This window comes from Streptomyces niveus, assembly GCF_001723055.1.
In the GTDB taxonomy this organism is placed as follows: domain Bacteria; phylum Actinomycetota; class Actinomycetes; order Streptomycetales; family Streptomycetaceae; genus Streptomyces; species Streptomyces niveus.
Genome location: NZ_MDCR01000364.1, coordinates 348 through 25196 on the forward strand (window position 1 = coordinate 348; position 24849 = coordinate 25196).

Sequence of the window (24849 nt, forward strand, 5' to 3'; positions counted from 1 at the left end):
CTCCCCCACTGGACCGGTGTGGTGCCCGTCGTACGCGGATACGGCACACCGGTCCCGGCCGACGACCTGGACCCGGCCGTCGGCCTCCCCGACTATCTCTCCGTTCTCTGACTCACGCCGGGGCCGCCGCCTTCCGGCGGCCCGACGCGAGGCGCGCCTCGGCGGTGGCGAGGCCCACCACGGCGGCGAGCAGGAGCAACGTCCCGACCACTGTCGCGGCGGTCAGCCGCTCGCCCAGCAGCACGACCGCGATGACCGCCGCGCTCACCGGTTCCAGCAGCATGATCACGGAGACGGTCGCGGCACGGACGACAGCCGCGCCCGCGAAGTACAGGGCGTACGCGAGGGCGGTCGGTACGGCGGCGACGTACAGCAACAGCCAGAGCACCTGGGCCGGTTCGCTCGTGTGCGGCAGCAGTCCCTCGGCGCCCGCGAGCGGCGCGACGCACAGCGCGGCGACGGCGAAGGCCCACGCGGTGGTGGACAGCGCGTCGGTCTTTCCGCCGTCCTGGCCGAGCCGGCGCGTGAGCAGGGTGATCGCCGCGTAACCGGCCGCCGCCAGTACGGCGTACGCGATACCGAGCGGACGTACCGTCGCCCCGTCGCCGCCGAGCACCAGGACGGCGAGGCCGGCCAGCGCGCCGACGACGGCGAACAGACCGCTGCCGCCGAGCCGTTCGCCCATGGTCAGCATCGCGCCGAGCGCGATGAGCACGGGGCCGGCGCCGAGGGTGACCACGGTGGCGACGGCGAGTCCGGTCTCCTCGACGGCGGCGAAGTACGCGCTCTGGAAGACGGCGAGGCCGATGCCCGTACCGAGGACGCGGATCAGCCGGCGGCGGCGCGGCTCGGCGGCGCGCGTCTGTACGGAGGCCGTCGCCGCGCGCCTGCGGCGCAGGGCCAGCGCCCCGAGGAGCAGCACGAGTCCGCCGACGCAGCGCCAGAAGGAGAGGGAGAGCGGACCGATGTCGCTGACGCGGTAGACGAGCGAGGCGGCGGCGCCGGCGGTGCCCCAGGCGACACCGGCGACGACGAGATAGAAGAGGCTGCGCCCGACGGACAGGCCGGGGCCTGCCGCTGGTGAGGCGGGTGTTGCGGGTGCGGAAATCGACACGTGACTTCTCCGTGTGAAGAACGGGTTGGTGGTCGCTCACTGCGTGTCGCGGGCAGCGACGAGCCGCTCGGGGACTGCCCGAGCCCGGTCTTCGTCAGCGGATGGCCGCCCGCGGTCAGGCGGCGGGAGGCGGAAGTACGGTGAGTCGCATGATCGGCAGCCTATGTCGCCGTCCGTCCGGCGGACAACCCGTCCCCCTCGCCGACCACTTCTGCCGTCTCGCCCGCCTCGCCCGCCTCGGCGCCCAGCAACTCCGTGTCGCCCACTCCCCCGGCCCGCGCCGTCGGCTGCGGCGTGGACGTCTGGGCGATGAACGCACCGACCAGCACGACGAATCCGCCCAGGATCTGCGGCGCCGAGAGGTGCTCGCCGAGCAGGACCCACGCCAGCACGGTCGCGATCACCGCCTCCAGACAGGCCACGACCCCGGCCACCTGCGGCGAGAGCCTGCGTACGCTGACCACGCCGGTGCCGTACGCGAGCACGGTCGCCACGAGCACGATCCAGCCGAGCAGCAGCGGCGCGGCGATGTCCGAACCGCCCATGTCGACGCCGCCGGTCAGCAGCGCGAAGTCCATGCCCCACGGCCGGGCGATGACGGTGAGCACGAGCGTGCCGATGAGCAGCCCGTACGCGATGACCCCCAGCGGGTCGACGGCCTCGGCCGGGTCCGCCGGGTCGCCGCCCTGGTCGGAGAGGAGGAAGTAGCCGACCTGGCAGCAGGCCGCGCCGAGCGCGAGCAGCAGGCCGATCACGTCGAAGGAGAGCCCGGCCCACACCTCGACCACACAGGCGAGTCCGCCGACGGCCAGGACGACTCCGACGGCGGCGGCGCGGCTGACGGGCCTGCGCCGGACGAACCGCACCCAGAGCAGGACCAGCGCCGGCGCCAGGTACTCCACGAGCAGCGCGACACCGACAGGGATCCGGGAGAGCGAGGCGAAGTAGAAGGCCTGCACACCCGCCACGGCGAACAGCCCGAAGCCGGCCAGCAGCGCGGGCCTGCGGCGGACCAGATCACGGTGGCGCCAGGCGATGGGCAGCATCACGAGCGCGGCGCCCGCGACCCGGAGCCAGACCACATGCAGTGGGTCGAGCCCCGCCTCGATCAGCGGCTTGGCCGCGACACCTGATCCACCGAACGCGAAGGCCGACAAGAGCGCGAGTCCCAGGCCGACGCTTCTCCCCTGAGACGCGTGCATGAGCACATCATGTCAGTCGGCGTCAGGAGCTAAGACACTTTCACGCCTGTCGAGACGAGCCGTCACTCATAGCTCACGAGAGGGTCACATTCCGTGAGAGGCGTCCGCGATACGGCTGGTGAGGGCGCGCACGTCCACTCCGGCCCGCTCCAGCACCTCGACCGCGCGGCAGGCATGGTCGGAGGCGAGCGCGGTGAGCAGATCGAGACCGCCCGCGCGAGGCTCGCCGCGCCGCCGGGCGCGCTCGACGGCGCCTTCCATGACCAGGACGGCCGACGGCGACCAGCCGGCGACTCCCGGCGCCGACACGATGGGCACGGCGCCGGATTCCTCCACCGTCCCCTGCCAGCGCAGCCCGTAGCCGATGCTGCGCTGGACGAGATAGCCGAGGACCCGGGCGACCTGCGGCCCGCCGTCGAACGCCGCGCGCACCTCGGAGTCCGACTCCAGCAGCGAGTGGAGGAGATGGGCGGTGTCGATGTGCCGGTCGCCGTCACGGTGCGCCCGCCTGCGTGCTCCCGACACGACGGCCGCGAGCGCGGCGGAGAGTCCGGCGTCGATGTCCGCGCGGATCGATACGGCGGAGACAACGGTCGAATCGGACTGTTCGGGCAACCACGGGGTAGGGCTCTGCACTCTCCCACCCCATCACCCGACCGGTGGGCAGGACATCCCCGGCGGGGAGCATTCGAGCATCCCACCGAAGTCGTGCACAGACGTGCGACCTCTCCTCCTTACGAATGAGATCCGGCATCAACACACCGCGGGGGCGCGCGCCGCATTGCCTCGCGCCGCACCCGCAACCGTCGCACCGGGGCCGCTCGTCCCTCTGGTACGACGATGCCGCGACGACCGCCGGGAGCAGATCCGATGTACTGGATGGTCGCCCTCCTCGCGGTCGACGGACGGCAGTACGTGTACCGGGTGTACGCCCCCGCCGACGCCCTGCGCGGCGATGTGTTCTGGGCCGCGTTCCACTGCCACGACGAGGGCCCGCACCCCCGGGCGAGCGACCGTTTCGACTCGGCGGAGTTCTGGCGGCTCCTGCCCGCGGCCCGGACATGACGAAGACCCCGCGACGATCTCGGTGATCGTCACGGGACCCAGGGGGCACATACGCGCCCTTGTTACTCGGACTTCGTCGATCCGTCGTCGTCGGCGAGGATCAGATAGAGCTTCTTGCGGGTGTCGTTGATGACGGCGAGGGCCTTCTGCCGCTGGTCGGCGGAGCCGGTCTTCCAGACCTGTCCGAACGCCTCCATCAGACCGAAGCCGGCCTGCCGGATCTCGTTCATCGTCTCCCAGTCGACACCGCGCCCGGCCTCTTCCCACGGGGCGTCGGGGCCGGCCTCGGCCTCGGTGCGGCCGGCGTCGGTCAGCGTGAAGAGGTTCTTGCCCCCCTCGCTCCGGCTGGCGATGAGACCTTCGTCCTCCAGCAGCTGGAGGGTCGGGTAGACCGAGCCGGGGCTCGGGCGCCAGGCGCCTGAGCTGCGCTCGCCGATCTCCTGGATCATCTCGTAGCCGTGCATCGGCCGGTCCTTCAGCAGCGCCAGGATCGACGCGCGTACATCGCCGCGCCGCGCCCTGCCCCTGCCTCCGCCGCGGCCTCGGCCGCCGCCTCCGAAGGGCCCGCCGAACGGCGGTCCGAAGTTCGGCCCGAACGGCCCGAAGGCCCCGCGCCGCCCCTCGAAGTCGCCCCGGCCTCGATGGCCGGGCCCGCACTGCCCATGTCCGTGATCGTGTTCGTGTCCATGTGAACGCATCGCTACGCTCCTTCCATCGGTGATCAGTCGCGAACCTATCGCGATGCCTCAACGATATATCGGAACAGTTCGTTGAGCAACCCCCTTCGAGGCCAGTCGTCCCGAATTGGCCTTGGCCTGCGCCTTTGCCCTTCCCTACGGTCAGGCTCATGCGAATCCGAATCGTCGACGCGTTCACCGACCGCCCCTTCGCCGGCAATCCGGCGGGGGTGCTGATCCTTCAGCCGGGCCCGTTCCCCGACGACGACTGGCTCCAGCGGGTCGCCACGGAGGTGAACCTCTCGGAGACGGCGTTCGCCCACCCGCTGCCGCCCGGCGGCGCGGCGGACTGGGCCCTGCGCTGGTTCACCCCGGCGACCGAGGTCGACATGTGCGGGCACGCCACCCTCGCCACCGCCCATGTCCTGCACACCACCGGGCTGGCGACCGGCGCGATCCGCTTCGCGGCGCGCTGCGGTGTCCTCGGCGCGACGGCGGACGACGACGGGGCTGTGACGCTCGACTTCCCGACGTCCTCGCTGACCCCGGTCACGATCCCCGACGGCGTCGCGGCCGCCCTGGGCGCCGTCCCGCTCTCGGTGCACGACACCGCGGAGCACATCGGGGACCTGCTGGTGGAACTGGCCGACGAGCGGACCGTACGGGAGCTGTCCCCGGACCTGCCGTCCCTCGCCGCCCTCTCCCGGCGCGGCATCGTCGTCACGGCGGCGGCCGAGGACCCGGCCGGCGGCTACGACTTCGTGTCGCGCGGCTTCTTCCCCGGCGTCGGCATCGACGAGGACCCGGTCACGGGCAGCGCGCACACGGCGCTCGCCCCGTTCTGGTCGGCGCGGCTCGGCCGCGCCGAACTGACCGGCCTCCAGGGCTCGGCCCGTACCGGCCTGGTGCGCACCTCACTGCGCGGCGACCGGACACTGCTGACGGGCCACGCGGTCACCGTCATCGACGGCGAACTCCTCGCGGCACCCTGAGACCCCGCCCCTAGGGCGTGGGCAGCCAGCTCACATGGCCGGCGAGCAGCGCGTATCCGACGAACGCCACGATGTCGAGCAGCGCGTGCGCCACCACCAGCGGCCCGACCCGTCCCCAGCGCCGGTAGGCCAGCACGAACACCACGCCCATGACCATGTTCCCGATGAAGCCGCCGATGCCCTGGTACAGGTGGTACGAACCGCGCAGCACCGAACTGGCCATCAGGGCGGCCATCGGCGTCCACCCCAACTGCCCGAGTCTGCGCAGCAGATACCCGACGACGATGACCTCTTCGAGTACGGAGTTCTGCACGGCGGACAGGATCAGGACCGGGTACTTCCACCACACCTCGGGCAGCGACTCCGGCACCACGGTCAGGTTGGCCCCGGCCGCACGCGTGGCGATGTAGAAGGCGAGCCCGGCGCTGCCGATACCGGCGGCGATCAGCGCGCCACGGCCGAGATCGAACCACGGCCGGCGCCTGTCGAATCCCAGATCGCGGAGCCCGCTGCCCTCCCGGAGCAACAGGTGCGCCACCAGTACCACAGGCACCAGTGAGCTGGCGATACCGAACAGTTGCCAGGTGAGATCCAGCCAGGGCCGCCCCGGCGCGTGCGAACTGTTGAGGTTGGCCGCCTGCTCGCTGAGGCCGCCGGGCTTGGTGACCGACCCGATAAAGCTGATCAGCGCGGACAGCCCGCTCGCGCCCAGCGACAGCGCCAGGACGATCAGTACCTCGGAGCGCAACATCCCGCGCGACAGGCCTTCTTGGGGAAGAGAATCGGCCACGCGGCCCGCCTCCGTCTGCACAGCTGCCTCCAGTTGACTAATCGCGCCTCAAGCCCCTTCCCGTCCCGCTAGGGTCTCGAATGCGGGTACGAAGATCGCGCGCGACAGGCCGGGGGACGGGCGCCATTCAGCGGGCCGGGATCCCCCCATTTTCCTTGTTCAGGTCAAGGAGGGGCACCACCGCCATGGAACGTCACAGCTTGCCCGACGACGAAGCGCCGGGCAGCATCAGGGGCCGTCGTCCGCGCCGTCGCAACGTCCTGATCGCCACGGCGCTCGTCCTGAGCCTGGCGGCGGGGACCGGCGTCGCGGCGAGCAGCGGTCTGCTGTCGTTCGGCGACGGCTGTGCGGGCTCCGCCGTACGGATCGACCTGGCCGCCTCGCCCGACATCGCTCCGGCCGTGCGCGCGGTCGCCGAGAACGCCCGGCGCAACGACGTCACCTCCGACGGCCGCTGTATCGACGTCCAGGTCGAGGCCCGCGAGAACCACGAGATCGCCGACGACCTCGCCACCGGCACGGCCGCCCCGGAGTACGAGGTCTGGCTGCCCGACTCCGACGTCTGGGTCGAGCGCGCGCTGGACGCCGAGGACGGCATCACCCTGACGCCCGCGGGCAACGCGGCGAGCACACCGGTGGCGCTGGCGGTGATCCCGTCCGCCGGCACGAGGCTCGGCTGGCCCGGGAAGACGTACACCTGGGCCGAGTTGACGGCGATGACCACGGGCGACGACCCGCTACGGCTCGGCGCGGCCGATCCGGCGCGCAGCGCCACCGGACTGCTCGGGTTCAGCAGCGCCGTCGCCTCCACCCGGGAGGCCGGCCCCGACGGCGACGCCCGGATCGCCGCGACCGCCGAGACGCTGGCCACGCGCGTGTCCGGCTCCGACGACGTGGTCGTGGGCTCCCTGGCGCAAGGTCCGACGGACAACGGCGAGGGGAACCAGGCGCTCTTCCTCACCGAACAGGCCGCGTTCACCCACAACTCCGCCGACGGCGCGTCCGATCTCCAGCTCTTCTACCCGACGGACGCCGCGCCGGTCCTGGACTACCCGTTGAACCTCGTCGACGAGGCCGAACTGACCACGGACGAGAGCCGGGCCGCGATGCGGTTCATCTCCCTCCTCAACGAGAAGGGTGCCCAGCGCACCATGGCGGAGCACGGGTTCCGTACGGCCCACTCCTCGGTCGCGCCGGGCCTGGTCCGCGCCGCCGGTGGCCGCGCCCCGCAGCCGTACGCCCTGACGAAGGCGCAGCCGCCGACCACGGACATGGTCAAGGAGTCGCTCGGCATGTGGACGGTCACCGTGCAGAGCGCCCGGCTGACCGTCGTCGTCGACACCTCGGCCTCGATGGCGGGGCCCGTGCCGGGTCGGGACGGCGAGTCGCGGATGGACGTCACGAAGGCGTCGATGCTCCAGACCCTCAAGGGGTTCACGCCGGCGGACGAGGTCGGCCTGTGGGACTACGCGGCCGGTCTCGACGGCACGAAGGACTTCCGCAAGCTGGCCGAGACGGCGCCCCTCGGCGAGCGCGCCAAGGACGGCGCCACGCACCGCGAAAGCCTCTCGGACGCCGTGTCCGAACTCGCGCCCGTGAGTTCGGGATCGGCGGCGACCGGGATGTACGACACGACGCTGGCCGCCTTCAAGGAGGCCCAGGCCTCGTACGTGAGCGGCAAGTGCAACGCGGTCGTCCTGCTCACCGGCGGGCCGGACACCGACGGCGCGGCACGTACGACGCTGGCGGACGAGCTGCGCAAGCTCGCCGACCCCAGGCGCCCGGTCCCGCTGATCGCGATAGCGGTCGGCCCGGAGGCGGACCGTGACGAGGTGCACGAGATCGCGAAGATCACCGGCGGCGCGGGGTACGAGGTGAGCGACCCGGCCGACATCCAGGCGGTGATGATCGAGGCGATCATGTCGCTGGGCGGAAGCGAGCGGTAGACCCTCGCCGGAAGCCGTCGCGCGCACGGCACTCGCGCCGGGAGCCGGGGGTCAGACGGTCAGGTCCGGCATCCGCGACGGCGCGGGGAAGCCCACCGGCCAGGTGTGCACCGGCTCCCCCTGGTGCATCAGCTCGGCGTAGCGCCGCGTCGTGGCGGCGAGCGCCGCCTCCCGGCGCAGCCCCGCCTCCTGCGCCCGGTGGAAGGTGTCCACCTGCCACGAGGCCCCGTTCACGCGGCGCTCGCAGCGCCCCTCGATGACCCCGAGGTAGAAGTCGCGGTCGGCCGGCTCCACGTTCCAGGCGTCGAGCCCGGCCGCCGCGAGGGGCAGCAGTTCGTCGCGGACGAGCTGGACCGCCGACACCTCGGCGACGCCGTTGCCGGACCGGCCGTTGCGCGGCCACATGAGCCGCGCCCCGATGCCGTCGCGGCACGCGGTCTCGAAGTTCCGCTCGGCGGTGGCGAACGGCAGCCGCGTCCAGACGGGCCTGGCCTCCTCGGCGAGCGCGCGGACGAGCCCGTAGTAGAAGGCGGCGTTGGCGACGACATCGGTGACGGTCGGCCCGGCGGGCAGCACCCGGTTCTCGACGCGCAGATGGGGCTGTCCGTCGGCGATGTCGTACACGGGCCTGTTCCACCGGTAGACGGTGCCGTTGTGGAGCACGAGTTCCGCGAGGCGCGGCGTACCGCCCTCGTCCAGGACCTGGTGCGGATCCTCGTCGTCGGCCATCGGCAGCAACGGCGGGAAATAGCGCAGATTCTCCTCGAACAGGTCGTACGCGGAGTCGATCCAGCGTTCGCCGAACCAGGTCCGGGGCCGTACTCCCTGCGCCTGGAGCTCCGGCGGCCGGGTGTCGGTCGCCTGGAGGAAGAGCGGCGGCCGGGACTCACGCCACAGTTCCTTTCCGAACAGGAAAGGGGCATTGGCGCCGACGGCGATCTGTACGGCGGCCACGCACTGCGCCGCGTTCCACACGTCGGCGAAGCGGTCGGGCGTCACCTGGAGGTGCAATTGCACGGACGTACAGGCGGCTTCGGGCGCGATCGAGGGTGAACTGCAGGTGAGCCGCTCGACGCCCTCGATGTCGAGCGCGAAATCCTCGCCCCGCGCGGACACCATCTCGTGGTTGAGAAGTGTGTAGCGGTCGGCGTCCGAGAGGTTCGTCGAGACGACGTCGTCGAGGGAGAGCGTCGGCAGAATACCGATCATCACGATCCCGGCGTCGACCTCATTCGCTTTGCGATGGGCATATCCGAGACCCGTGCGCAGTTCCTCGGCAAGCTGGTCGAGAACGCGTCCGCCGAGTCGGTGCGGCGCGATGTTCACTTCCAGATTGAACATTCCGAGTTCCGTCTGGAAATCACGACTCGCGATCCTCTCAAGCACTTCCGCATTCATCATGCGCGGCATCCCGTCGGAGCCCGCGAGATTCAGCTCGATCTCCAGACCCATCAGATTCCTGGGCCGGTCGAACCGCTTCTCCCCCAGGAGCCGCCCCAGCACCGCGAGGCACTGGTGGAGCTTCCTGCGGTAATTCTGCCGATCGGACACGCCGGTACCGCCCGATGCGACCTTCTCCCCCATCGATGAGTCCCTCCTTCGTTCCGGCTTCCCCGGCGGCACCGGGCATCGCTTCACGATCGATAGTGCCCAGACTGAGTGATCCATAACGCCCCGTTTCCGTGCCGGGCCCGGTAGAGTGGGCAGGACGACCTGACGGCACATTCCTTCGGCATGGGACAGTGAGCAATTTCACTGCCGCATCAGATCGCGGAAAACGCCGACGAGTTTCGGCCTACCGCTCCGGTCGAATAACCCCAGGCCACAAGCCTGTGATCGCCGTCCATCTCACGGTTCATCAACGCCGATTCCCCGCGAGATGGACCGGATACGCCCTTGCACGCAATACGGGCGAGAGCTAGAAGAAACATTCCGTGAACACGTATCGTATAAACTCTGGTCGAACGAGGCAGAGAGTCGGAGCCCGGCCACGGCCATGGGCCCTCCTCTGACCACGTGCGCCGACAGCGACGTCCGCATCCGCAACCGCACCACCGACGCTTCACTGTGCCTACTGAGCGAGAGGCAACCCACCATGCCGCTGCATGTCCCCCTGGCTCCAGCGCCCGCCCTGCGCAGCGTCCTCGCGGCACTCGGTTCTCCCACCGCCGTGCGCGAGGCCCGTACACCCGCTCTCCGGTCCGTCCAGGGACCGCTGAGCCCCGAACTGCCCCTTCCGGTACACGTACTGGAACAGATCGCCCCGAGCAGCGACGCGCCACAGACCCGGCTGGCCGGCTGGCGCTTCCTGATCCACAGCGGCGAACGCGCCGTCGCGGCGGCCGACACGATGCTCACCCCCGACGGCTGGGCGTTCTCGCACTTCTTCGAGGGCCCCTACATCGCCGCCACGCAAACCGCGCTGCGCCAGGCCGAGACGCTGAAGTCGCCGTACCAGCCGCGGCTGCTCTCGGTCCCCGGGCTGTACATGCTCACGCTCTGGCTGCATCAGGACACCGACGCGGACGCCTCGGCCGGCGCCCCCGCACCGGCCGACCTGCTGATCCCGCTCGCTCCCGCGCCGCCGGGCATCGTGGCCCACCGGCCGCACCGGGTCGCCGACCTGCTGCCGATGATGGGCCTGCGCCTGACCTCGGCGCTCAGGCCGCCGTCCACCGCGCCCTCGGCGTCGCTGCTGAGCACCACCGCCTGAGATCCGCCCGCGGACGGCCTCCGGCCCGTTCGCGGACCGGCGGTGTCCGGACCGCATCCCGACCGCCCCACGCGCCATAGACTGCCCCGTGACCTCACCGGTCACGGGGCTCTGTGCTTGCCTGCCTGGACTAGTCCGGACGGGCCACCCCGAACCACCCGAAGGGACGGCCCAGTTGAGCTGAACCGTCCGGGCGGGTGACACGTCCTTAAGCAGAGACGAGCGCTGCCGCGAAATCCCTGCGGAACGACGCCCGTGGGGCAACACTGGGGTACGGACCAAGAGAAATCGGGGGGCGGCCATGAACACATCGAGCCGCAGGACACTCACCACGACGCAGCGAGAGAACCCACCCATGTGCCAGCACCAGCCAGCCTGCCCGTCAGCCGACTCAGCCGACCGGGAAGCCGCGCGGCTCGCGGCCCACCACCCTGAACAGGGCTGGAGCCTGCTGTGCAACGGCGTCCTGCTCTTCGAGGACACCGGCGAACTGCTGCCCGACGGCCAGATCATCGCGCCGCACCGGCCGTCCGGGACCGGACAGGTGATGACGGCGGCCTGACGCCGTCCGTACGAAGGGGGCCGGCCGGAGAACGCACTCCGTACCGGCCCCGACGCACACCCGCACGTCCGTCAGTTGTCGTACTCGTCCAGCGGCGGGCAGGAACAGACCAGGTTGCGGTCCCCGAACGCCCCGTCGATCCGGCGGACCGGCGGCCAGTACTTGTCGGCCGCCGAGACCCCGGCCGGGAAGACCGCCTCCTGACGGCTGTACGCGTGCTCCCACTCCCCGCCCAGCGCGGCGGCCGTGTGCGGAGCGTTGCGCAGCGGGTTGTCGTCCGCCGGCCAGTGCCCGGACGCGACCTTCTCGATCTCGGCGCGGATCGCGATCATCGTCTCGCAGAACCGGTCCAGCTCGGCGAGGTCCTCGCTCTCGGTGGGCTCGATCATCAGCGTGCCGGCCACCGGGAACGACATCGTCGGCGCGTGGAACCCGTAGTCGATGAGGCGCTTGGCGATGTCGTCGACGCTGACGCCGGTCGCCTTCGACAGGGGTCGCAGGTCCACGATGCACTCGTGCGCGACGAGCCCGTGCGGACCCGCGTACAGGACCGGGAAGTGCGGCTCGAGACGCTTGGCGATGTAGTTCGCGGCCAGGACCGCGACCTGCGTGGCGCGCTTCAGGCCCTCGCCGCCCATCAGCCGGACGTAGGCCCAGGAGATCGGCAGTATCCCCGCGGAGCCCCAGGGGGCGGCCGAGATCGGTCCCACGCCCGTCTCGGGGCCCGCGGCGGGCTGGAGCGGGTGGTTGGGCAGATACGGCGCGAGGTGGGCGCGTACGCCGACCGGTCCGACGCCAGGGCCGCCGCCGCCGTGCGGGATGCAGAACGTCTTGTGCAGGTTGAGGTGGGACACGTCCGAGCCGAACCGGCCCGGCTTGGCGAGACCCACCAGCGCGTTGAGGTTCGCGCCGTCGACGTACACCTGACCGCCGGCGTCGTGCACGGCCGCGCAGATGTCGGTGATGTGCTCCTCGAACACCCCGTGCGTGGAGGGGTAGGTGACCATCAGGACGGCCAGCTCGTCGCCGTACCGCTCGATCTTGGCGTGCAGGTCGTCGACGTCGACGTCACCGTCCTCGCGGGTCTTGACGACCACGACCTTCATGCCGGCCATGACCGCGCTGGCGGCGTTCGTGCCGTGCGCGGACGACGGGATGAGACAGACGGTGCGGCCGGTGTCGCCGTTGGCCCGGTGGTACGCCCGTACGGCCAGCAGCCCGGCGAGTTCGCCCTGGGAGCCCGCGTTGGGCTGGAGGGACACCGCGTCGTACCCGGTGACCTCCGCGAGGCGCTCCTCCAGCTCACGGATCAGCGTGAGATAGCCCTGCGCCTGGTCGGCCGGCGCGAAGGGATGCAGCGCGGCGAACTCCGGCCAGGTCACCGGCTCCATCTCGGCGGTGGCGTTGAGCTTCATGGTGCAGGAGCCGAGCGGGATCATGCCCCGGTCCAGCGCGTAGTCACGGTCCGCGAGCCGGCGCAGGTAGCGCAGCATCGCGGTCTCGGAGCGGTGCTGGTGGAAGACCGGGTGCGTGAGGTAGGCGTCGCTTCGCAGCAGGCCGTCCGGCAGTGCGTCACGTGACTCACTGTCCAGGGCCTCGATGTCGCCCGTCACGCCGAAGGCGGCCCATACGGCGGCGAGTTGGGCGCGCCCGGTCGTCTCGTCGCAGGCGAGCGAGACGAGGTCGGCGTCGACGAGGCGGAGGTTGACGCCGCCTTCGCGGGCGGCGGCCACGACCTCGGCGGCGCGGCCGGGGACCCGTACCGTCAGCGTGTCGAAGTACGCCTCGTGCACGATCTCGACGTCGCCGGCGCGCAGGCCGTCGGCGAGCACCGTCGCGTAGCGGTGGGTGCGCTCGGCGATGGCGCGCAGCCCGTCGGGGCCGTGGTAGACCGCGTACATGCCCGCCATCACGGCGAGCAGCACCTGCGCGGTGCAGATGTTGCTGGTGGCCTTCTCGCGGCGGATGTGCTGCTCGCGGGTCTGGAGCGCCAGCCGGTACGCCTTGTTGCCGTCGGCGTCCACGGAGACCCCGACCAGCCGTCCCGGGAGGCTGCGGGCGAACTTCTCGCGTACGGCCATGAATCCGGCGTGCGGTCCGCCGAAGCCCATGGGGACGCCGAACCGCTGGGTGGTGCCGACGGCGATGTCCGCGCCCAGCTCACCGGGCGAGGTGAGCAGCGTGAGGGCCAGCAGGTCGGCGGCGACGGTGACGATCGCGCCCAGTTCGTGCGCCTGCTCGACGACGGGCCTGATGTCCCGTACGGCTCCGGAGGCGCCCGGGTACTGCACGAGCACGCCGAAGACACCGCGCTCGGCCACCTCGGCCGGAATCCCGTCGGCCAGGTCGGCGACGACGACGTCGACCCCGGCCGGTTCGGCGCGGGTGCGGATCACGGCGACGGTCTGCGGCAGCGCGTCGGCGTCGACCAGGAAGACGCCGTCCTTCACCTTGCCGACCCGGCGGGCGAGCGCCATGGCCTCGGCGGCGGCCGTGCCCTCGTCCAGCAGGGAGGCGCCGGACGTCGGCAGACCGGTCAGATCGGCGACGACGGTCTGGAAGTTGAGCAGCGCCTCAAGCCGGCCCTGCGAGATCTCGGGCTGGTACGGCGTGTACGCGGTGTACCAGGCCGGGTTCTCCATCACGTTGCGCAGGATCACCGGCGGCGTGAAGGTGCCGTAGTAGCCGAGGCCGATCATCGGGGCGAGGACCTGGTTGCGGTCGGCGAGACCGCGCAGTTCCGCCAGCACCTCGGCCTCGGTGCGCGCGTCGGGCAGCCGCAGGGCCTCGGCGCTCTTGATCACGTCGGGCACCGCGGCCGCGGTCAGCTCGTCGAGCGAGCCGTAGCCGACGTGCGCGAGCATCTTCGCCTGTGCGGCGGCGTCGGGGCCGATGTGGCGCCGCTCGAAGGGGGTGCCTCGCTCGAGCTGCGAGAGCGGTGTGCGGTTGGCTGTCATACGGGAGGCCTCCTGGTCTGGCGCGACCTGCGAGGGGCACCGACACACGGGTGCCCGGACGGCCTCCCCCTCTGTCATCAACCTGAGAGTTTCACCGGTCCGCCTCGCGCGAGGCGGACCGACTTTCACCGTCGGTGAGAGCGGATGCCGTCCGACACCTGCTCTGCTTTCCAGAGTGACCTCGTCCATGCGGTACAGGGGCCTGAGAGTTTCCGGGGAGGATTTGCTCCTTCGGCGCCTCCGGCAGTCTCACCGGACGGCTCTCCCGCACGGGGTCGACAGCCACTGACCAGCCTACCAGCGCACTCTCGCCGTCGACTTCGAGTGGCCGATACCCCGGATGTGCCCTTTCGTAGGGTGAGGGAGCAGGTGCGACCAGTTGGAGGGACCGTGCAGACCGACATCGATCCGCGCAGCCTTATCGGCCGCAAGGCGTACGACCGCGACGGGCACAAGATCGGCACCGTCGACGAGGTGTATCTGGACGATGCCACGGGCGTGCCGGAGTGGGCGGCGGTACGGACCGGACTGTTCAGCCGGGACGCGTTCGTGCCCCTGGCCCCCAGCACCTACCGCAACGAATCCCTGCACGTCCCGTACGAGCGCGGCCTGATCAAGGACGCCCCGGACTTCGGCGTCGGCCGCCATCTCTCCCCGGACCAGGAGATCCAGCTCTACCACCACTACCAGCTGGCCCTCCCGGAGCCCGCGGCCCCGGAACGCCCGTCCGGCCAGGCCGACCGCGACTTCGGCCACGTGGCGGGCCGCGACGACCCCGAGGCCCGCTAGCCGGGCCCTCTGGGGCCGGGCTCCCCGTCCGGCGGTACGGCCACCAGTGGCAACGGCTCCGACAGCTCCAGATCGGGGTCGTCCGTACGGAAGGTCCGCACCCGCCCCGGCACGGCCGACGTGGGCTCCTCGAACCGTACGGTGACCCTCCCCACGCCGCTGCCCTGCACCCACCCCGCGCCGAACTCGGCATGGCGTACGTCGTGCCCGGCGGGCCAGTGCCGCTCGGCGGCCTCGTCGGCGACCGCGTCCGTGTCGGACCGCGGCTCGGGCTCGCCCGGCACCACCACGGGGTCCGGCTCATCGACGGCGCCGGTGGCGCCCGCGGCTTCGGCGTCCGCCGCGGCCTGCGCGAAGAGGTCCTCCTGCGTGTAGTCGGTCAGCCCCGTCACCCCCACCCCCAGCAGCCGCACACCACCGGTGGTGTCCAGGGACTCCAGCAGCCTCCCCGCCGCCTCCCGCACCACGCCAGGGTCGTCCGTGGGCCCGCGCAGCGTCTCGGAGCGGGTGAGCGTCGAGAAGTCGTACCGCCGCACCTTGAGGACGATGGTCCGGCCCGAATGCCCGGACTCCCGCAGCCGCCGCACGCACCGCTCCGCCAGCCGCTCGACCTCCGTCCTGACCCGCACCCGGTCGTGCAGATCGACGTCGAAGGTGTCCTCGACGGAGACGGACTTGGTCTCGCGCTCGGCCACCACCGGCCGGTCGTCGTGCCCGGACGCCATCCGGTACAGCGACGTGCCGTGCGCCTTCCCGACGAGCCGTACGAGCTCGTCCTCCCCCGCCTCCGTCAGATCGGCGATCGTGGTCATCCCGGCCCGCCGCAGATGCTCCCCGGTGGCGGGCCCGACCCCGGGCAGCGTCCGTACGCTCATGGGCCCCAGCAGCTCCCGCTCGGTGCCCGGCTCGATGAGCACCAGACCGTCGGGTTTGGCCTGCTCGGAGGCGATCTTCGCGAGCATCTTGGACCCGGCGAGACCTACCGAGCCCGTCAGGCCGGTCACCGCCCTGATGTCCCGCCGCAGCCGCTCCCCCGTCGCCCGCGCCGAGGCCTCGTCGGCGGCCGAGCCGCCCGCCTCCAGATCGACGAACGCCTCGTCCAGGCTCAGCGGCTCCACCAGCGGCGACAGCCGGCCGAGCAGGTCCATCACCTGCTCGCTCACCGTGCGGTAGAGCGCGAAGCGCGGCACCAGATACGCGGCGTTCGGCGCGAGCCGCCGGGCCTGCGCCATCGGCATGGCCGAGTGGATCCCGAACCGCCTCGCCTCGTACGACGCGGTCGCGACGACGCCGCGCGGACCGAGCCCACCGACGACGACCGGCTTTCCGCGCAGGCTCGGCTTCGCCGCCTGCTCGGCTGCGGCGAAGAAGGCATCCATGTCCAGGTGCAGGACGGTCGGCGCGGGTCTCACGCCACCGATGCTCCCCTACGCCACTGACAATCGCCCGGGCCCCGCGTTCCGGGGCTCAGACGGCCCGGTCACGGCGCCGGCGGGCGAGTTCGTCGGCGGGGTTGTGGCCGATCAGGGTCTCCCCGGTGTCGACGCGTTCCCCGTGCAGCTGGGAGAGCGCCGTCTCGACGTCCCGCCACACCACCCCGACGGCGATCCCGAAGATGCCCTGACCGCCCTGGAGGAGGTTCACGACCTCGTCCGGCGACGAGCACTCGTACACCGTCGCGCCGTCGCTCATGAGCGTCATACGCTCCAGGTCGTCCGCCCCGCGGTCGCTCAGGTGCTGAACGGCCGTCCGGATGTTCTGGAGGGCGACACCCGTGTCCAGGAAGCGCTTCACGATCTTGAGGAAGACGACATCGCGGAAGCTGTACAGCCGCTGGGTGCCGGAGCCCTTCGCGGGGCGCACACTCGGCTCGACCAGCCCGGTGCGCGCCCAGTAGTCCAACTGGCGGTAGGTGATGCCCGCCGCCGCGCACGCGGTCGGTCCCCGGTAGCCGACCGTGTCGGTCGTGGGGTCGGACGTCCTGCCGTGAAGCGGGTACGGGCCGTTCGCCGTACCGTCGCCGCTGCTTCTCACACCGACCTCCGTCCTTGACCTGCCCCGTCGACGGTAGGCAGTCCCTCCGGGTGCGTCAACGATCGCCACGCTAGGCACGCCGAGTGATAATCACCTTGAGGGTGGTTTGCCGTGTCTCGCGGCCGGGAAAGGCTGCTCGAATGCGCGGACGGAGTCCGGTACGACGGTCAGGGACCGTTCGGCGCTCACTGGCTGTTGGTCCCGAAATCCTCCGGAGAGATCTGGTCGAGGAACTCGCGGAACTTCTCCACCTCGTCCTCCTGCTCGTCGGGAATGGCGATGCCCGCGTCGTCCAGCACCCCGTCACTGCCGTAGATGGGCGTGCCCGTCCGCAGCGCGAGCGCTATGGCGTCGGACGGCCTGGCACTCACCTCGACACCGCTCGCGAAGACCAGCTCCGCGTAGAAGACTCCTTCGCGCAGGTCGGTGATGCGCACCTGCGTCAGTTCCTGGCCCACCGCTTCAAGGACGTCCTTGAAAAGGTCATGGGTCAGCGGTCGGGCCGGTGCCATGCCCTGCTGGGCGAAGGCAATAGCGGTAGCTTCCCCAGGCCCGATCCAGATGGGAAGGTACCGGTCGCCTCCCACTTCACGCAGGAGCACGATCGGTTGGTTGGAGGGCATTTCCACCCGGACACCCACGACGTCGAGCTCGTTCACACAGCAACCCTAGGTCGTGCCCGGTCGGTTTGGGTAGTCGGACTCCCCCAAGATCAGGTGAGCCGGACTCCGAGAGCCGTCTGCACCAGTGCCGCGTGGAGCCGTACGCAGAGCGTGGCCAGCTCCTTCGTCGCGGCCTCGGCATGGGCCCTGGTCTGCGGATTACGGTGCCGGCGCAGGGGCGTGACCACCTGCTCGACCAGTCCGGCCTCACGGTCGGCGGCGGCTTTCACGGCGCGCAGATGCCGTGGTTCCAGACCAAATCTTCCGAGTTCCGCGACAAGTTTCGCCACGGTCACGGTCTCGGAGTCGTAGCCGCCCTCCGCCATCGGGGCGATGAGACCGTACGACTCCCACTCCGCCAGCTCGCTGTCGGCCGCCTCGGTGGCCGCCAGCAGCTCCGCGCGGCCGATCCTCGGGGCGGTGGGCAGCTCGGGCTCCGCGTCCCACGTGGAGCCGAGGAGTTCCCGCTGGGGGCCCTGGGAGACCTGTGCGGGCAGAGGGAGCCGCTCACCCCGCGCGACGGCGTCGAGATGCTCCCTGATGACCTTCAGGGGCAGATAGTGGTCCCGCTGCATGCGCAGGACCTGGGCGAGGCGCTCGACATCCTCGGGGCTGAATTTCCGGTACCCGGACGGGGTCCGCCGGGGCTCGACAAGACCTTCGGCCTCCAGGAAGCGGATCTTGGAGATGGTGACCTCGGGGAACTCGTCCCTGAGCTGGTTCAGCACCATGCCGATGCTGACCAGCCGGTCACCCGTAGGGGCGGTGCCGTGACCGGCACCGCCCGTCGGTGGTCGCAGCATGAACCTTCCCTGAAGGGTCACACGCCTCGCTGGCTCGCGTAGAAGACCAGCCGGTACTTGCCGATCTGGACCTCGTCACCGTTCGACACGGCGACGGCGTCGATCCGCTCCCGGTTGACGTACGTGCCGTTGAGACTGCCGACATCGGAGACCGTGAAGTGACCTTCCGGGCTCCTGCGGAACTCGACGTGCCGCCGGGACACCGTGACGTCGTCGAGGAAGATGTCGCTCTGCGGGTGCCTGCCGGCCGTCGTCAGGTCGCCGTCCAGCAGGAACCGGCTGCCCGAGTTGGGCCCGCGACGGACGACCAGCAGCGCCGAGCCGAGCGGCAGCGCGTCCACCGCGGCCTGCGCCTCCGGCGAGAGCGAGGGAGCGGCCGTCTGACCGGTCGCTTCCGCCTCGTATGCCTCAAGGCCCGAGATGGAGATGGTCGAGGTCGTCTCCGAAGGACGCTCCGCGGGCGTCCCGGCCCTCAGCGGCGCGCCACAGTTGGAGCAGAACCTGCTGTCCTGGGTGTTGCGGTGCCCGCACCTCGTACAAACCGGCAAGGCCGCCATGGACGGACCCTCCTGACCGGGGGGAAACCCTCCACCCGTACTTGAGGCTGATGGTCCACCGAAACCTATGCCGCCAGAACTCGCGGGGTCAACAGACGACGCGCCGTGACCGGCCGGATTGTCCCCGCCGGTACTGCCGACCTCGTCGCGGAAGAGCGGGCGCTCGCCACTCTGCTCCTCCTGGCCGTGGCGTGGTGCGCGATGCCGGGCGTTACCGCCGTCCTCGCGTGCACTCCTGCCGAACAACTTTCCAAACAACTTCACGGGCGATTCCCCTTGACCTGAACAGACCCGCCCGTGGGGCAGGACGAACCCTGAATGAACACACCTGCCGACTCGGACATCATCACAACGTCCGTATCCATCAGACAGTTTCCACCACGCACCATGCGGAATGTGCGCCGACCCCCCGGAACCTTCTGCCCTGGTCCCACGGTCCGCATGCGCCCCGGCCCCACTACTGCGACGACCGAGCGTAATCAGGACGCTTCGCCGGTCGCAAGGCGTCGACGACGATCTCGTCGGCGTCCGCCACCGTGGCCGTGGCCTGCTCCTTCTCCAGCGTCTGCACCACACCTCCGGGGATGTTGAGCGCGGGCTCCAGATCCTGCGGTTTGCCGATCACCTTGAAAAGGTACGGCGCCTCGATCCGCTTCCCGTCCACCGAGATGTCGCCGCCGCTGCCGGAGAAGTACGTCGCGGCGACCACCCGGACCCCGTTCACCTGGATCGCCTCGGCGCCGGCCGCCCGCAGCTCCTGGATCGCGTCGAGCAGCAGGTCGGAGTCGACGCCGTCGCCGGGGTCCTGGACGGTCAGCGTGATGCCGGGGCCCTGAGCGGCGACCGTACCGGCCAGGATGCCGAGCTGCTGCTCCTTCTCCCGCGTCTGCTTACGGGCCTCCTCGGCCTGGTCCGAGCTGTTCTCCAGCTCCGTCTGCTGATCGTCCAGCCGCTGCTTCTCGTCCTCCAGCCGCTCGGTGCGGCCGTCGAGCTCGTCCAGGATCCGTACGAGGTCCTCCTGGCGCGCGCCGCGCAGGGCACTGTCGTCGTTGGTCGACCGGACCTGGATGGCCAGACCGAGTCCGAGCACGAACAGCAGGACGGCGACGATGAGTTGGGCCCGGGTGACCCGCGGGGGCCACAGGCCGGCGGCGAGGCGCTGACGTCCCGTCATCTGCCGCGGCTCGTCCTGGCCCTGCGGAGGCTGTGGAGTTTGCGGGTTCTGCGGGTTCTCTTCGCTGTTCATCGGCGTCACGCCCGGAAGACGTGCCGGCGGATCGCGGCAGCGTTGGAGAAGATCCGGATACCGAAGACGACGACCACACCGGTGGACAGCTGCGCGCCGACCCCGAGCTTGTCACCGAGGAAGACGATGAGCGCGGCCACCACCACGTTGGACAGGAACGACACCACGAACACCTTGTCGACGAAGATCCCGTCGAGCATGGCCCGCAGCCCCCCGAAGACCGCGTCCAGAGCGGCGACGACGGCGATCGGCAGATACGGCTCGACCACCGCCGGCACTTCGGGTCGAACCAACAGTCCGACCACGACTCCCACGACGAGGCCAAGTACCGCGATCACGATGTGCCCTTCTCTGTGTCTGCCGTGGCCCCTCCGTCGCCCTTCCCCGGGTCGGCGGCCTTCGGCTCTGCTGTACGTACGATCAGGCTCGGCGCCGCCGGAAGACGCACCGTCTCCTGATCGGAAATGCTCGTGCGGACACCGAAGTTCTCCTGCAACGAGTGCAGGTACTGCCCGTCGGCACTGTCCTGGAAAGCGGTGCTCAGGTTCTTCCCGTCCCCCACGGCCAGCACCGTGTACGGCGGCACCAGCGGCTTGTTGTCGACCAGTATGGCCTCACCGGCGGCCCTGATCGCCGAAAGGGCCGTCAGCCGCTGGCCGTTGATGGACACCGCCTCGGCACCCGACTCCCACAGACCGTTGACGATCTGCTGCATGTCCCGGTCCCTGACCCGCCCCGTGTCCGAGAAGTTGGTGCTCTCACGCGGCCCGCCGGCGCTCTCGTCGGCGGACTTGGCGTCGTCGACGACGAGTTTGATGCCCGGCCCCTCGACCTCGGTGGCGCCGGCCAGGAGAGCGACGAGCGCCCCCTGCTCGCCGCCGTGGTCACGAAGCGCCTCGCGCTGCTGGGCGCTCACCTCGTCACGGAGCTTGTCCACCGTGCGTTCGAGGGTGTCGGCGGACGACGTCTCGGCGTCGATCCGGTCGATGAGCTCTTCGCGTTCCTTGGCGACGACCGGCGCGTCGATCCGCGCCTCCGCCGCGCCGACGGTGACGACCAGCGCGGCCAGTACGAGCCCCGCCGCGAGGCCGAGCTTGGCGCGGAGCGTGCGGGGCATTCCGCCGTCCTCGGCGTCCCTGCGGGCCGCCGCCTCCGCGTAGCCGTCGTCCAGGCTGTGGTCCATCACGTTGTTCAGCAGCGACATGGACGCGTCGGGACGCCGGGGTGGCGAAGGTGTGCTCCGAACGGGGGGCTGCTGCGGCATGCCGCACATCGTCGCACGGCGCGGGCGCTACCGCCGAATGGCCCCATCGGTGTGCCGGAGGGCGTCGGCCGCCCGCCTCCGGCACACCGTCATCAGGTCACTGACCTGCGCTGTCCACAACCGCGGCCCACTCGTCCAGCAGCGCCTGTGCGGAGGCGTCGTCCGGTCCCTCGGCCCACAGATGGGTGACGGCCTCGGCGGGTGCCGGAAGCACCATCACCCACCGCCCGTCGGCCTCCACGACGCGAACGCCGTCGGTCGTGTCCACGTCCCGGTCGCCGGCCGCCTCCACGACCCGTCGCATCACGAGCCCCTTGACGGCCCAGGGGGTCGCCAGATCCCTGCGCAGCACATGGGCGCGCGGAATACGGGCGTCGATCTGGCTGAGCGTGAGCTGCGTACGGGCGACCAGACCCAGCAGTCGTACGAAGGCCGCCGTACCGTCGAGCAGACTGCTGAACTCGGGCACGATGAACGCGCCCCGGCCGTCGCCGCCGAAGATCGTGGAATCCTCCCGGCCGACCCGCGTGAGGTCGTCCGGCGACGTCGTCGTCCACTCCACCTGCGTCCCGTGGTACGCGGCCACCTGCTCGGCGATCCTGGTCGTCGTCACGGGCAGGGCCACCCGCCCGCTGCGCCGCTCGGCGGCGACCAGGTCGAGCAGCACCAGCAGGGCACGGTCGTCCTCGATGATCCGGCCGCGCTCGTCCACAAGCGACAGCCGCTCACCCACGGGGTCGAACCGCACCCCGAACGAGGCCCGCGCCGATGCCACGATCTCGCCCAGCCTGACCAGACCGGACCTGCGTGACTCGACGGTCTCGGTGGGCCGCGCCTCGTCGAGACCGGGGTTGATGGTCAGCGCGTCCACTCCGAGCCGTCCGAGCAGGCTGGGCAGAACAAGCCCGGCGCTGCCGTTGGACGCGTCCACGACGACCTTGAGCCCGGCCTCGGAGATTCCCGACGTGTCGACGTTCCGGAGCAGTGAGCCGGTGTACGAGTCGAAGACGCTCGCCGGGAAGTGCAGGTCCCCGATCTCGCCCGGGAACGCCCTGCGGTACTCCTGCCTGGCGTACACCCGGTCCAGCTTGCGTTGACCGCCCTGCGAGAGGTCGGCGCCCCGTTCGTCGAAGAACATGATGTCGACGGAGTCCGGCACACCGGGCGTCGTCCGGATCATGATGCCGCCGGCGCTGCCCCGCCCTGTCTGCTGCCGGGCGACGGGCAGCGGCACGTTCTCCAGGTCCCGTACGTCGATGGCACTGGCCTGGAGCGCGGAAATCACCGCCCGCTTGAGCGCGCGCGCACCACGCGAGTGGTCACGCGCCGTGGTGACGGTGGAGCCCTTCTTGAGCGTCGTGGCGTACGCGCCCGCCAGCCGCACGGCCAGTTCGGGCGTGATCTCGACGTTGAGGATCCCGGAGACCCCGCGCGCGCCGAAGAGATGCGCCTGGCCTCTGGACTCCCAGATCACCGAGGTGTTGACGAACGCGCCGGCCTCGATGGTCTTGAACGGATACACCCGGACATTGCCCTGGATGATCGATTCCTCGCCGACCAGGCACTCGTCACCGATGACCGCGCCGTCCTCGATCCGGGCGGCACGCATGATGTCGGTGTTCTTGCCGATCACACAGCCACGCAGATTGCTGTGCTGTCCGATGTACACGTTGTCGTGCACGACGGCGCGATGGAGAAACGCCCCGGTCTTGACGACGACGTTGGACCCGATGACGGTGTGCTCGCGGATCTCGGCGTCGGCCTCGACCTTGGCGTAGTCGCCGATGTAGAGCGGACCGCGCAGAACGGCGTCGGGGTGGACCTCGGCGCCCTCGGCGACCCACACGCCGGGCGAGATCTCGAAGCCGTCGAGATCGACGTCGACCTTCCCCTCCAGGACATCCGCCTGGGCCTTCACATAGCTCTCGTGCGTCCCGACGTCTTCCCAGTAGCCCTCGGCGATATAGCCGTAGATCGGCTTGCCCTCCTTCATGAGCTGAGGGAAGACATCACCGGACCAGTCGACCGAGGTGTCGGCCTCGACATAGTCGAAGACCTCGGGCTCCATCACATAGATGCCCGTGTTGACGGTGTCCGAGAACACCTGCCCCCAGGTGGGCTTCTCCAGGAAGCGCTCCACCTTTCCCTCTTCGTCCACGATCGTGATGCCGAACTCCAGGGGATTCGGAACCCGGGTCAGACAGACCGTGACCAGTGCGCCCTTCTCCTTGTGGAAGGCGATGAGGTCCGTGAGGTCGAAGTCGGTGAGTGCGTCACCGGAAATGACGAGAAAAGCATCGTCCTTGAGCGCCTCTTCGGCGTTCTTCACACTCCCCGCAGTGCCGAGCGGCTTCTCCTCATTCGCATAGGTGAGCTCCATTCCAAGCTCTTCGCCATCGCCGAAATAGTTCTTCACGAGAGAGGCGAGGAACTGAACGGTGACGACGGTTTCACTGAGCCCGTGCCGCTTGAGCAAACGCAGCACATGCTCCATGATTGGCCGATTCGCCACCGGCAGCAACGGCTTGGGCATGCTTGAGGTCATGGGACGAAGGCGAGTGCCTTCGCCGCCAGCCATCACGACGGCCTTCATGTCGGAAGCGTCCTCCTTGAAGAGACGGTCTCGCCGACGTCACCCATCTGGACAGGCCGTATGACAGGCATCAGGTGCGGGCCGGCGACTCTGCACGGCACCACATCGACGAGCTCAATCGGCCACTCTGTCCGCTCTGACGAGCCGGCGGACCTGGACCACGTAGAGGATCCCTGCCCACCAATAGAGAGTTGTACCCCATCCAGCGAACGCCCATCCGAAAACTTCGGCGAGTGATGCAAGCCATCCGTTCCCGTCACTGAGCAACAGCAGCGGGAAGGCATACATCAAGTTGAAGGTAGCCGCCTTTCCCAGGAAGTTCACCTGGGGAGGCGGATAGCCGTGCCTGCGGAGGATTCCCACCATCACCAGCAGCATCAGCTCACGGGCCAGGAGCGCCGCGGTGAGCCACAGGGGCAAGATCTCGCGCCAGGTGAGGCCGACCAGGGTCGAAAGGATGTAGAGCCGGTCGGCGGCGGGGTCCAGGAGCCGCCCCAGGTTGCTGATCTGATTCCAGCGTCGGGCGAGGTAGCCGTCGAGATAGTCGGTCACCCCGCTGAGCATCAGGACGAGCAATGCCCAGCCGTCACTGTTCGGCCCACCGAACTCCGGACGGAGGATGAGCCACAGGAACAGCGGTACACCCAGGAGCCGAGCCATGCTCAGGATGTTGGGGATGGTGAACACCCGATCCGTCTGGACGCGGGTCTCCTGAACCTCCACCCGGGGGCCTCCTGTGCGGGGATGTACCAACGATGCCCCCTGACCCTACCCGGACGAACCGCCGGCGGACGCCGTGGGGTACGGCCCTGGTATGCCCTGAACGCAGAAATGCCCCGCACCAAAAGGTGCGGGGCATTCCCACAAAGGTTGTTCGGCGGCG

General features: G+C 70.3%; 23 protein-coding genes, 1 pseudogene and 1 riboswitch. Of the genes and pseudogenes, 7 read left to right on the forward strand and 17 right to left on the reverse strand.

Features of this window, described 5'->3' with window-relative positions; genetic code table 11:
- Positions 1-111: pseudogene (locus BHU15_RS41725) on the forward strand (pyridoxamine 5'-phosphate oxidase family protein); the annotation flags it as partial.
- 1 nt (position 112) lies between these two features.
- Here BHU15_RS41725 and BHU15_RS32865 read toward each other — a convergent pair.
- The 3 genes from BHU15_RS32865 to BHU15_RS32875 all read right to left on the reverse strand — a co-directional run bounded on the left by BHU15_RS32865 (position 113) and on the right by BHU15_RS32875 (position 2952).
- Complete coding sequence (locus tag BHU15_RS32865) at positions 113-1108, reverse strand: DMT family transporter (RefSeq protein ID WP_069630492.1); 996 nt, start codon at positions 1106-1108, stop codon at positions 113-115.
- 167 nt (positions 1109-1275) lie between these two features.
- Positions 1276-2316 (reverse strand): EamA family transporter, encoded by a 1041-nt coding sequence (locus BHU15_RS32870; RefSeq protein WP_069630478.1) that lies wholly within the window; start codon positions 2314-2316, stop codon positions 1276-1278.
- Positions 2317-2400: 84 nt separating this feature from the next.
- On the reverse strand, positions 2401-2952 hold the full coding sequence (locus tag BHU15_RS32875) for a Clp protease N-terminal domain-containing protein (protein WP_401919686.1): 552 nt from the start codon (positions 2950-2952) through the stop codon (positions 2401-2403).
- Between the two features lie 234 nt (positions 2953-3186).
- Between BHU15_RS32875 and BHU15_RS32880 the strand changes: the two genes are divergently transcribed.
- Positions 3187-3381: a hypothetical protein gene (locus BHU15_RS32880; RefSeq protein WP_069630480.1), complete on the forward strand. Its 195-nt coding sequence runs from the start codon at positions 3187-3189 to the stop codon at positions 3379-3381.
- Between the two features lie 62 nt (positions 3382-3443).
- Here BHU15_RS32880 and BHU15_RS32885 read toward each other — a convergent pair whose 3' ends face one another.
- Positions 3444-4079, reverse strand: a complete 636-nt coding sequence (locus BHU15_RS32885) for a PadR family transcriptional regulator (RefSeq protein ID WP_023543078.1) — start codon at positions 4077-4079, stop codon at positions 3444-3446.
- A 149-nt stretch (positions 4080-4228) separates the two neighbouring features.
- On the opposite strand from BHU15_RS32885, the gene BHU15_RS32890 reads away from it, so the two are divergent.
- Positions 4229-5050 (forward strand): PhzF family phenazine biosynthesis protein, encoded by an 822-nt coding sequence (locus tag BHU15_RS32890; protein ID WP_069630481.1) that lies wholly within the window; start codon positions 4229-4231, stop codon positions 5048-5050.
- A 10-nt stretch (positions 5051-5060) separates the two neighbouring features.
- Here BHU15_RS32890 and BHU15_RS32895 read toward each other — a convergent pair whose 3' ends face one another.
- Complete coding sequence (locus BHU15_RS32895) at positions 5061-5861, reverse strand: CPBP family intramembrane glutamic endopeptidase (RefSeq protein ID WP_069630482.1); 801 nt, start codon at positions 5859-5861, stop codon at positions 5061-5063.
- Positions 5862-6025: 164 nt separating this feature from the next.
- Between BHU15_RS32895 and BHU15_RS32900 the strand changes: the two genes are divergently transcribed.
- Positions 6026-7786, forward strand: coding sequence for a substrate-binding domain-containing protein (locus BHU15_RS32900; protein ID WP_069630483.1), 1761 nt, complete (start codon positions 6026-6028; stop codon positions 7784-7786).
- A gap of 51 nt (positions 7787-7837) precedes the next feature.
- Here the strand turns inward: BHU15_RS32900 and BHU15_RS32905 are convergent, their stop codons facing one another.
- Positions 7838-9370 (reverse strand): glutamate-cysteine ligase family protein, encoded by a 1533-nt coding sequence (locus tag BHU15_RS32905; RefSeq protein ID WP_069630484.1) that lies wholly within the window; start codon positions 9368-9370, stop codon positions 7838-7840.
- Between the two features lie 511 nt (positions 9371-9881).
- Here BHU15_RS32905 and BHU15_RS32910 point away from each other — a divergent pair.
- Positions 9882-10499, forward strand: coding sequence for a hypothetical protein (locus tag BHU15_RS32910; RefSeq protein ID WP_069630493.1), 618 nt, complete (start codon positions 9882-9884; stop codon positions 10497-10499).
- A gap of 355 nt (positions 10500-10854) precedes the next feature.
- Entirely contained in the window at positions 10855-11061 is a 207-nt protein-coding gene (locus BHU15_RS32915) for a DUF5999 family protein (RefSeq protein WP_069630485.1), read from the forward strand.
- A 71-nt stretch (positions 11062-11132) separates the two neighbouring features.
- Here the strand turns inward: BHU15_RS32915 and gcvP are convergent, their stop codons facing one another.
- Complete coding sequence (gene gcvP / locus BHU15_RS32920) at positions 11133-14018, reverse strand: aminomethyl-transferring glycine dehydrogenase (protein WP_069630486.1); 2886 nt, start codon at positions 14016-14018, stop codon at positions 11133-11135.
- 180 nt (positions 14019-14198) lie between these two features.
- Positions 14199-14296: riboswitch (glycine riboswitch) on the reverse strand.
- Positions 14297-14408: 112 nt separating this feature from the next.
- Here gcvP and BHU15_RS32925 point away from each other — a divergent pair.
- Entirely contained in the window at positions 14409-14807 is a 399-nt protein-coding gene (locus tag BHU15_RS32925; protein ID WP_069630487.1) for a PRC-barrel domain-containing protein, read from the forward strand.
- Here BHU15_RS32925 and BHU15_RS32930 read toward each other — a convergent pair.
- From BHU15_RS32930 to clsA, 10 genes are all read right to left on the reverse strand, one after another.
- On the reverse strand, positions 14804-16219 hold the full coding sequence (locus tag BHU15_RS32930; protein ID WP_069630488.1) for a DNA polymerase IV: 1416 nt from the start codon (positions 16217-16219) through the stop codon (positions 14804-14806). The genes BHU15_RS32925 and BHU15_RS32930 overlap by 4 nt on opposite strands.
- A gap of 55 nt (positions 16220-16274) precedes the next feature.
- Positions 16275-16841 carry a MerR family transcriptional regulator gene (locus tag BHU15_RS32935; protein ID WP_023543068.1) on the reverse strand — a complete coding sequence of 189 codons (567 nt, stop codon included), beginning with the start codon at positions 16839-16841 and terminating at the stop codon, positions 16275-16277.
- Between the two features lie 185 nt (positions 16842-17026).
- A complete protein-coding gene (locus BHU15_RS32940) occupies positions 17027-17500 on the reverse strand; it encodes a bifunctional nuclease family protein (RefSeq protein ID WP_031232239.1) in 474 nt (157 codons plus the stop codon).
- Positions 17501-17553: 53 nt separating this feature from the next.
- On the reverse strand, positions 17554-18306 hold the full coding sequence (gene ftsR, locus BHU15_RS32945; protein ID WP_069630489.1) for a transcriptional regulator FtsR: 753 nt from the start codon (positions 18304-18306) through the stop codon (positions 17554-17556).
- A gap of 17 nt (positions 18307-18323) precedes the next feature.
- The gene (locus tag BHU15_RS38785; protein WP_245686015.1) at positions 18324-19169 is read right to left on the reverse strand and encodes a double zinc ribbon and FHA domain-containing protein; all 846 of its coding nucleotides are present in this window, start codon (positions 19167-19169) and stop codon (positions 18324-18326) included.
- A 151-nt stretch (positions 19170-19320) separates the two neighbouring features.
- Positions 19321-20109 carry a DUF881 domain-containing protein gene (locus tag BHU15_RS32955; protein ID WP_031232236.1) on the reverse strand — a complete coding sequence of 263 codons (789 nt, stop codon included), beginning with the start codon at positions 20107-20109 and terminating at the stop codon, positions 19321-19323.
- A 5-nt stretch (positions 20110-20114) separates the two neighbouring features.
- A complete protein-coding gene (locus BHU15_RS32960) occupies positions 20115-20447 on the reverse strand; it encodes a small basic family protein (protein ID WP_023543062.1) in 333 nt (110 codons plus the stop codon).
- Positions 20444-21373, reverse strand: coding sequence for a DUF881 domain-containing protein (locus BHU15_RS32965; RefSeq protein WP_069630490.1), 930 nt, complete (start codon positions 21371-21373; stop codon positions 20444-20446). Before BHU15_RS32965 ends, BHU15_RS32960 begins: the two co-directional genes overlap by 4 nt.
- 97 nt (positions 21374-21470) lie before the next feature.
- Positions 21471-23966, reverse strand: coding sequence for a mannose-1-phosphate guanyltransferase (locus BHU15_RS32970; RefSeq protein WP_069630491.1), 2496 nt, complete (start codon positions 23964-23966; stop codon positions 21471-21473).
- A gap of 114 nt (positions 23967-24080) precedes the next feature.
- A complete protein-coding gene (gene clsA / locus BHU15_RS32975; protein WP_023543059.1) occupies positions 24081-24689 on the reverse strand; it encodes a cardiolipin synthase ClsA in 609 nt (202 codons plus the stop codon).
- Positions 24690-24849: the final 160 nt, after the last annotated feature.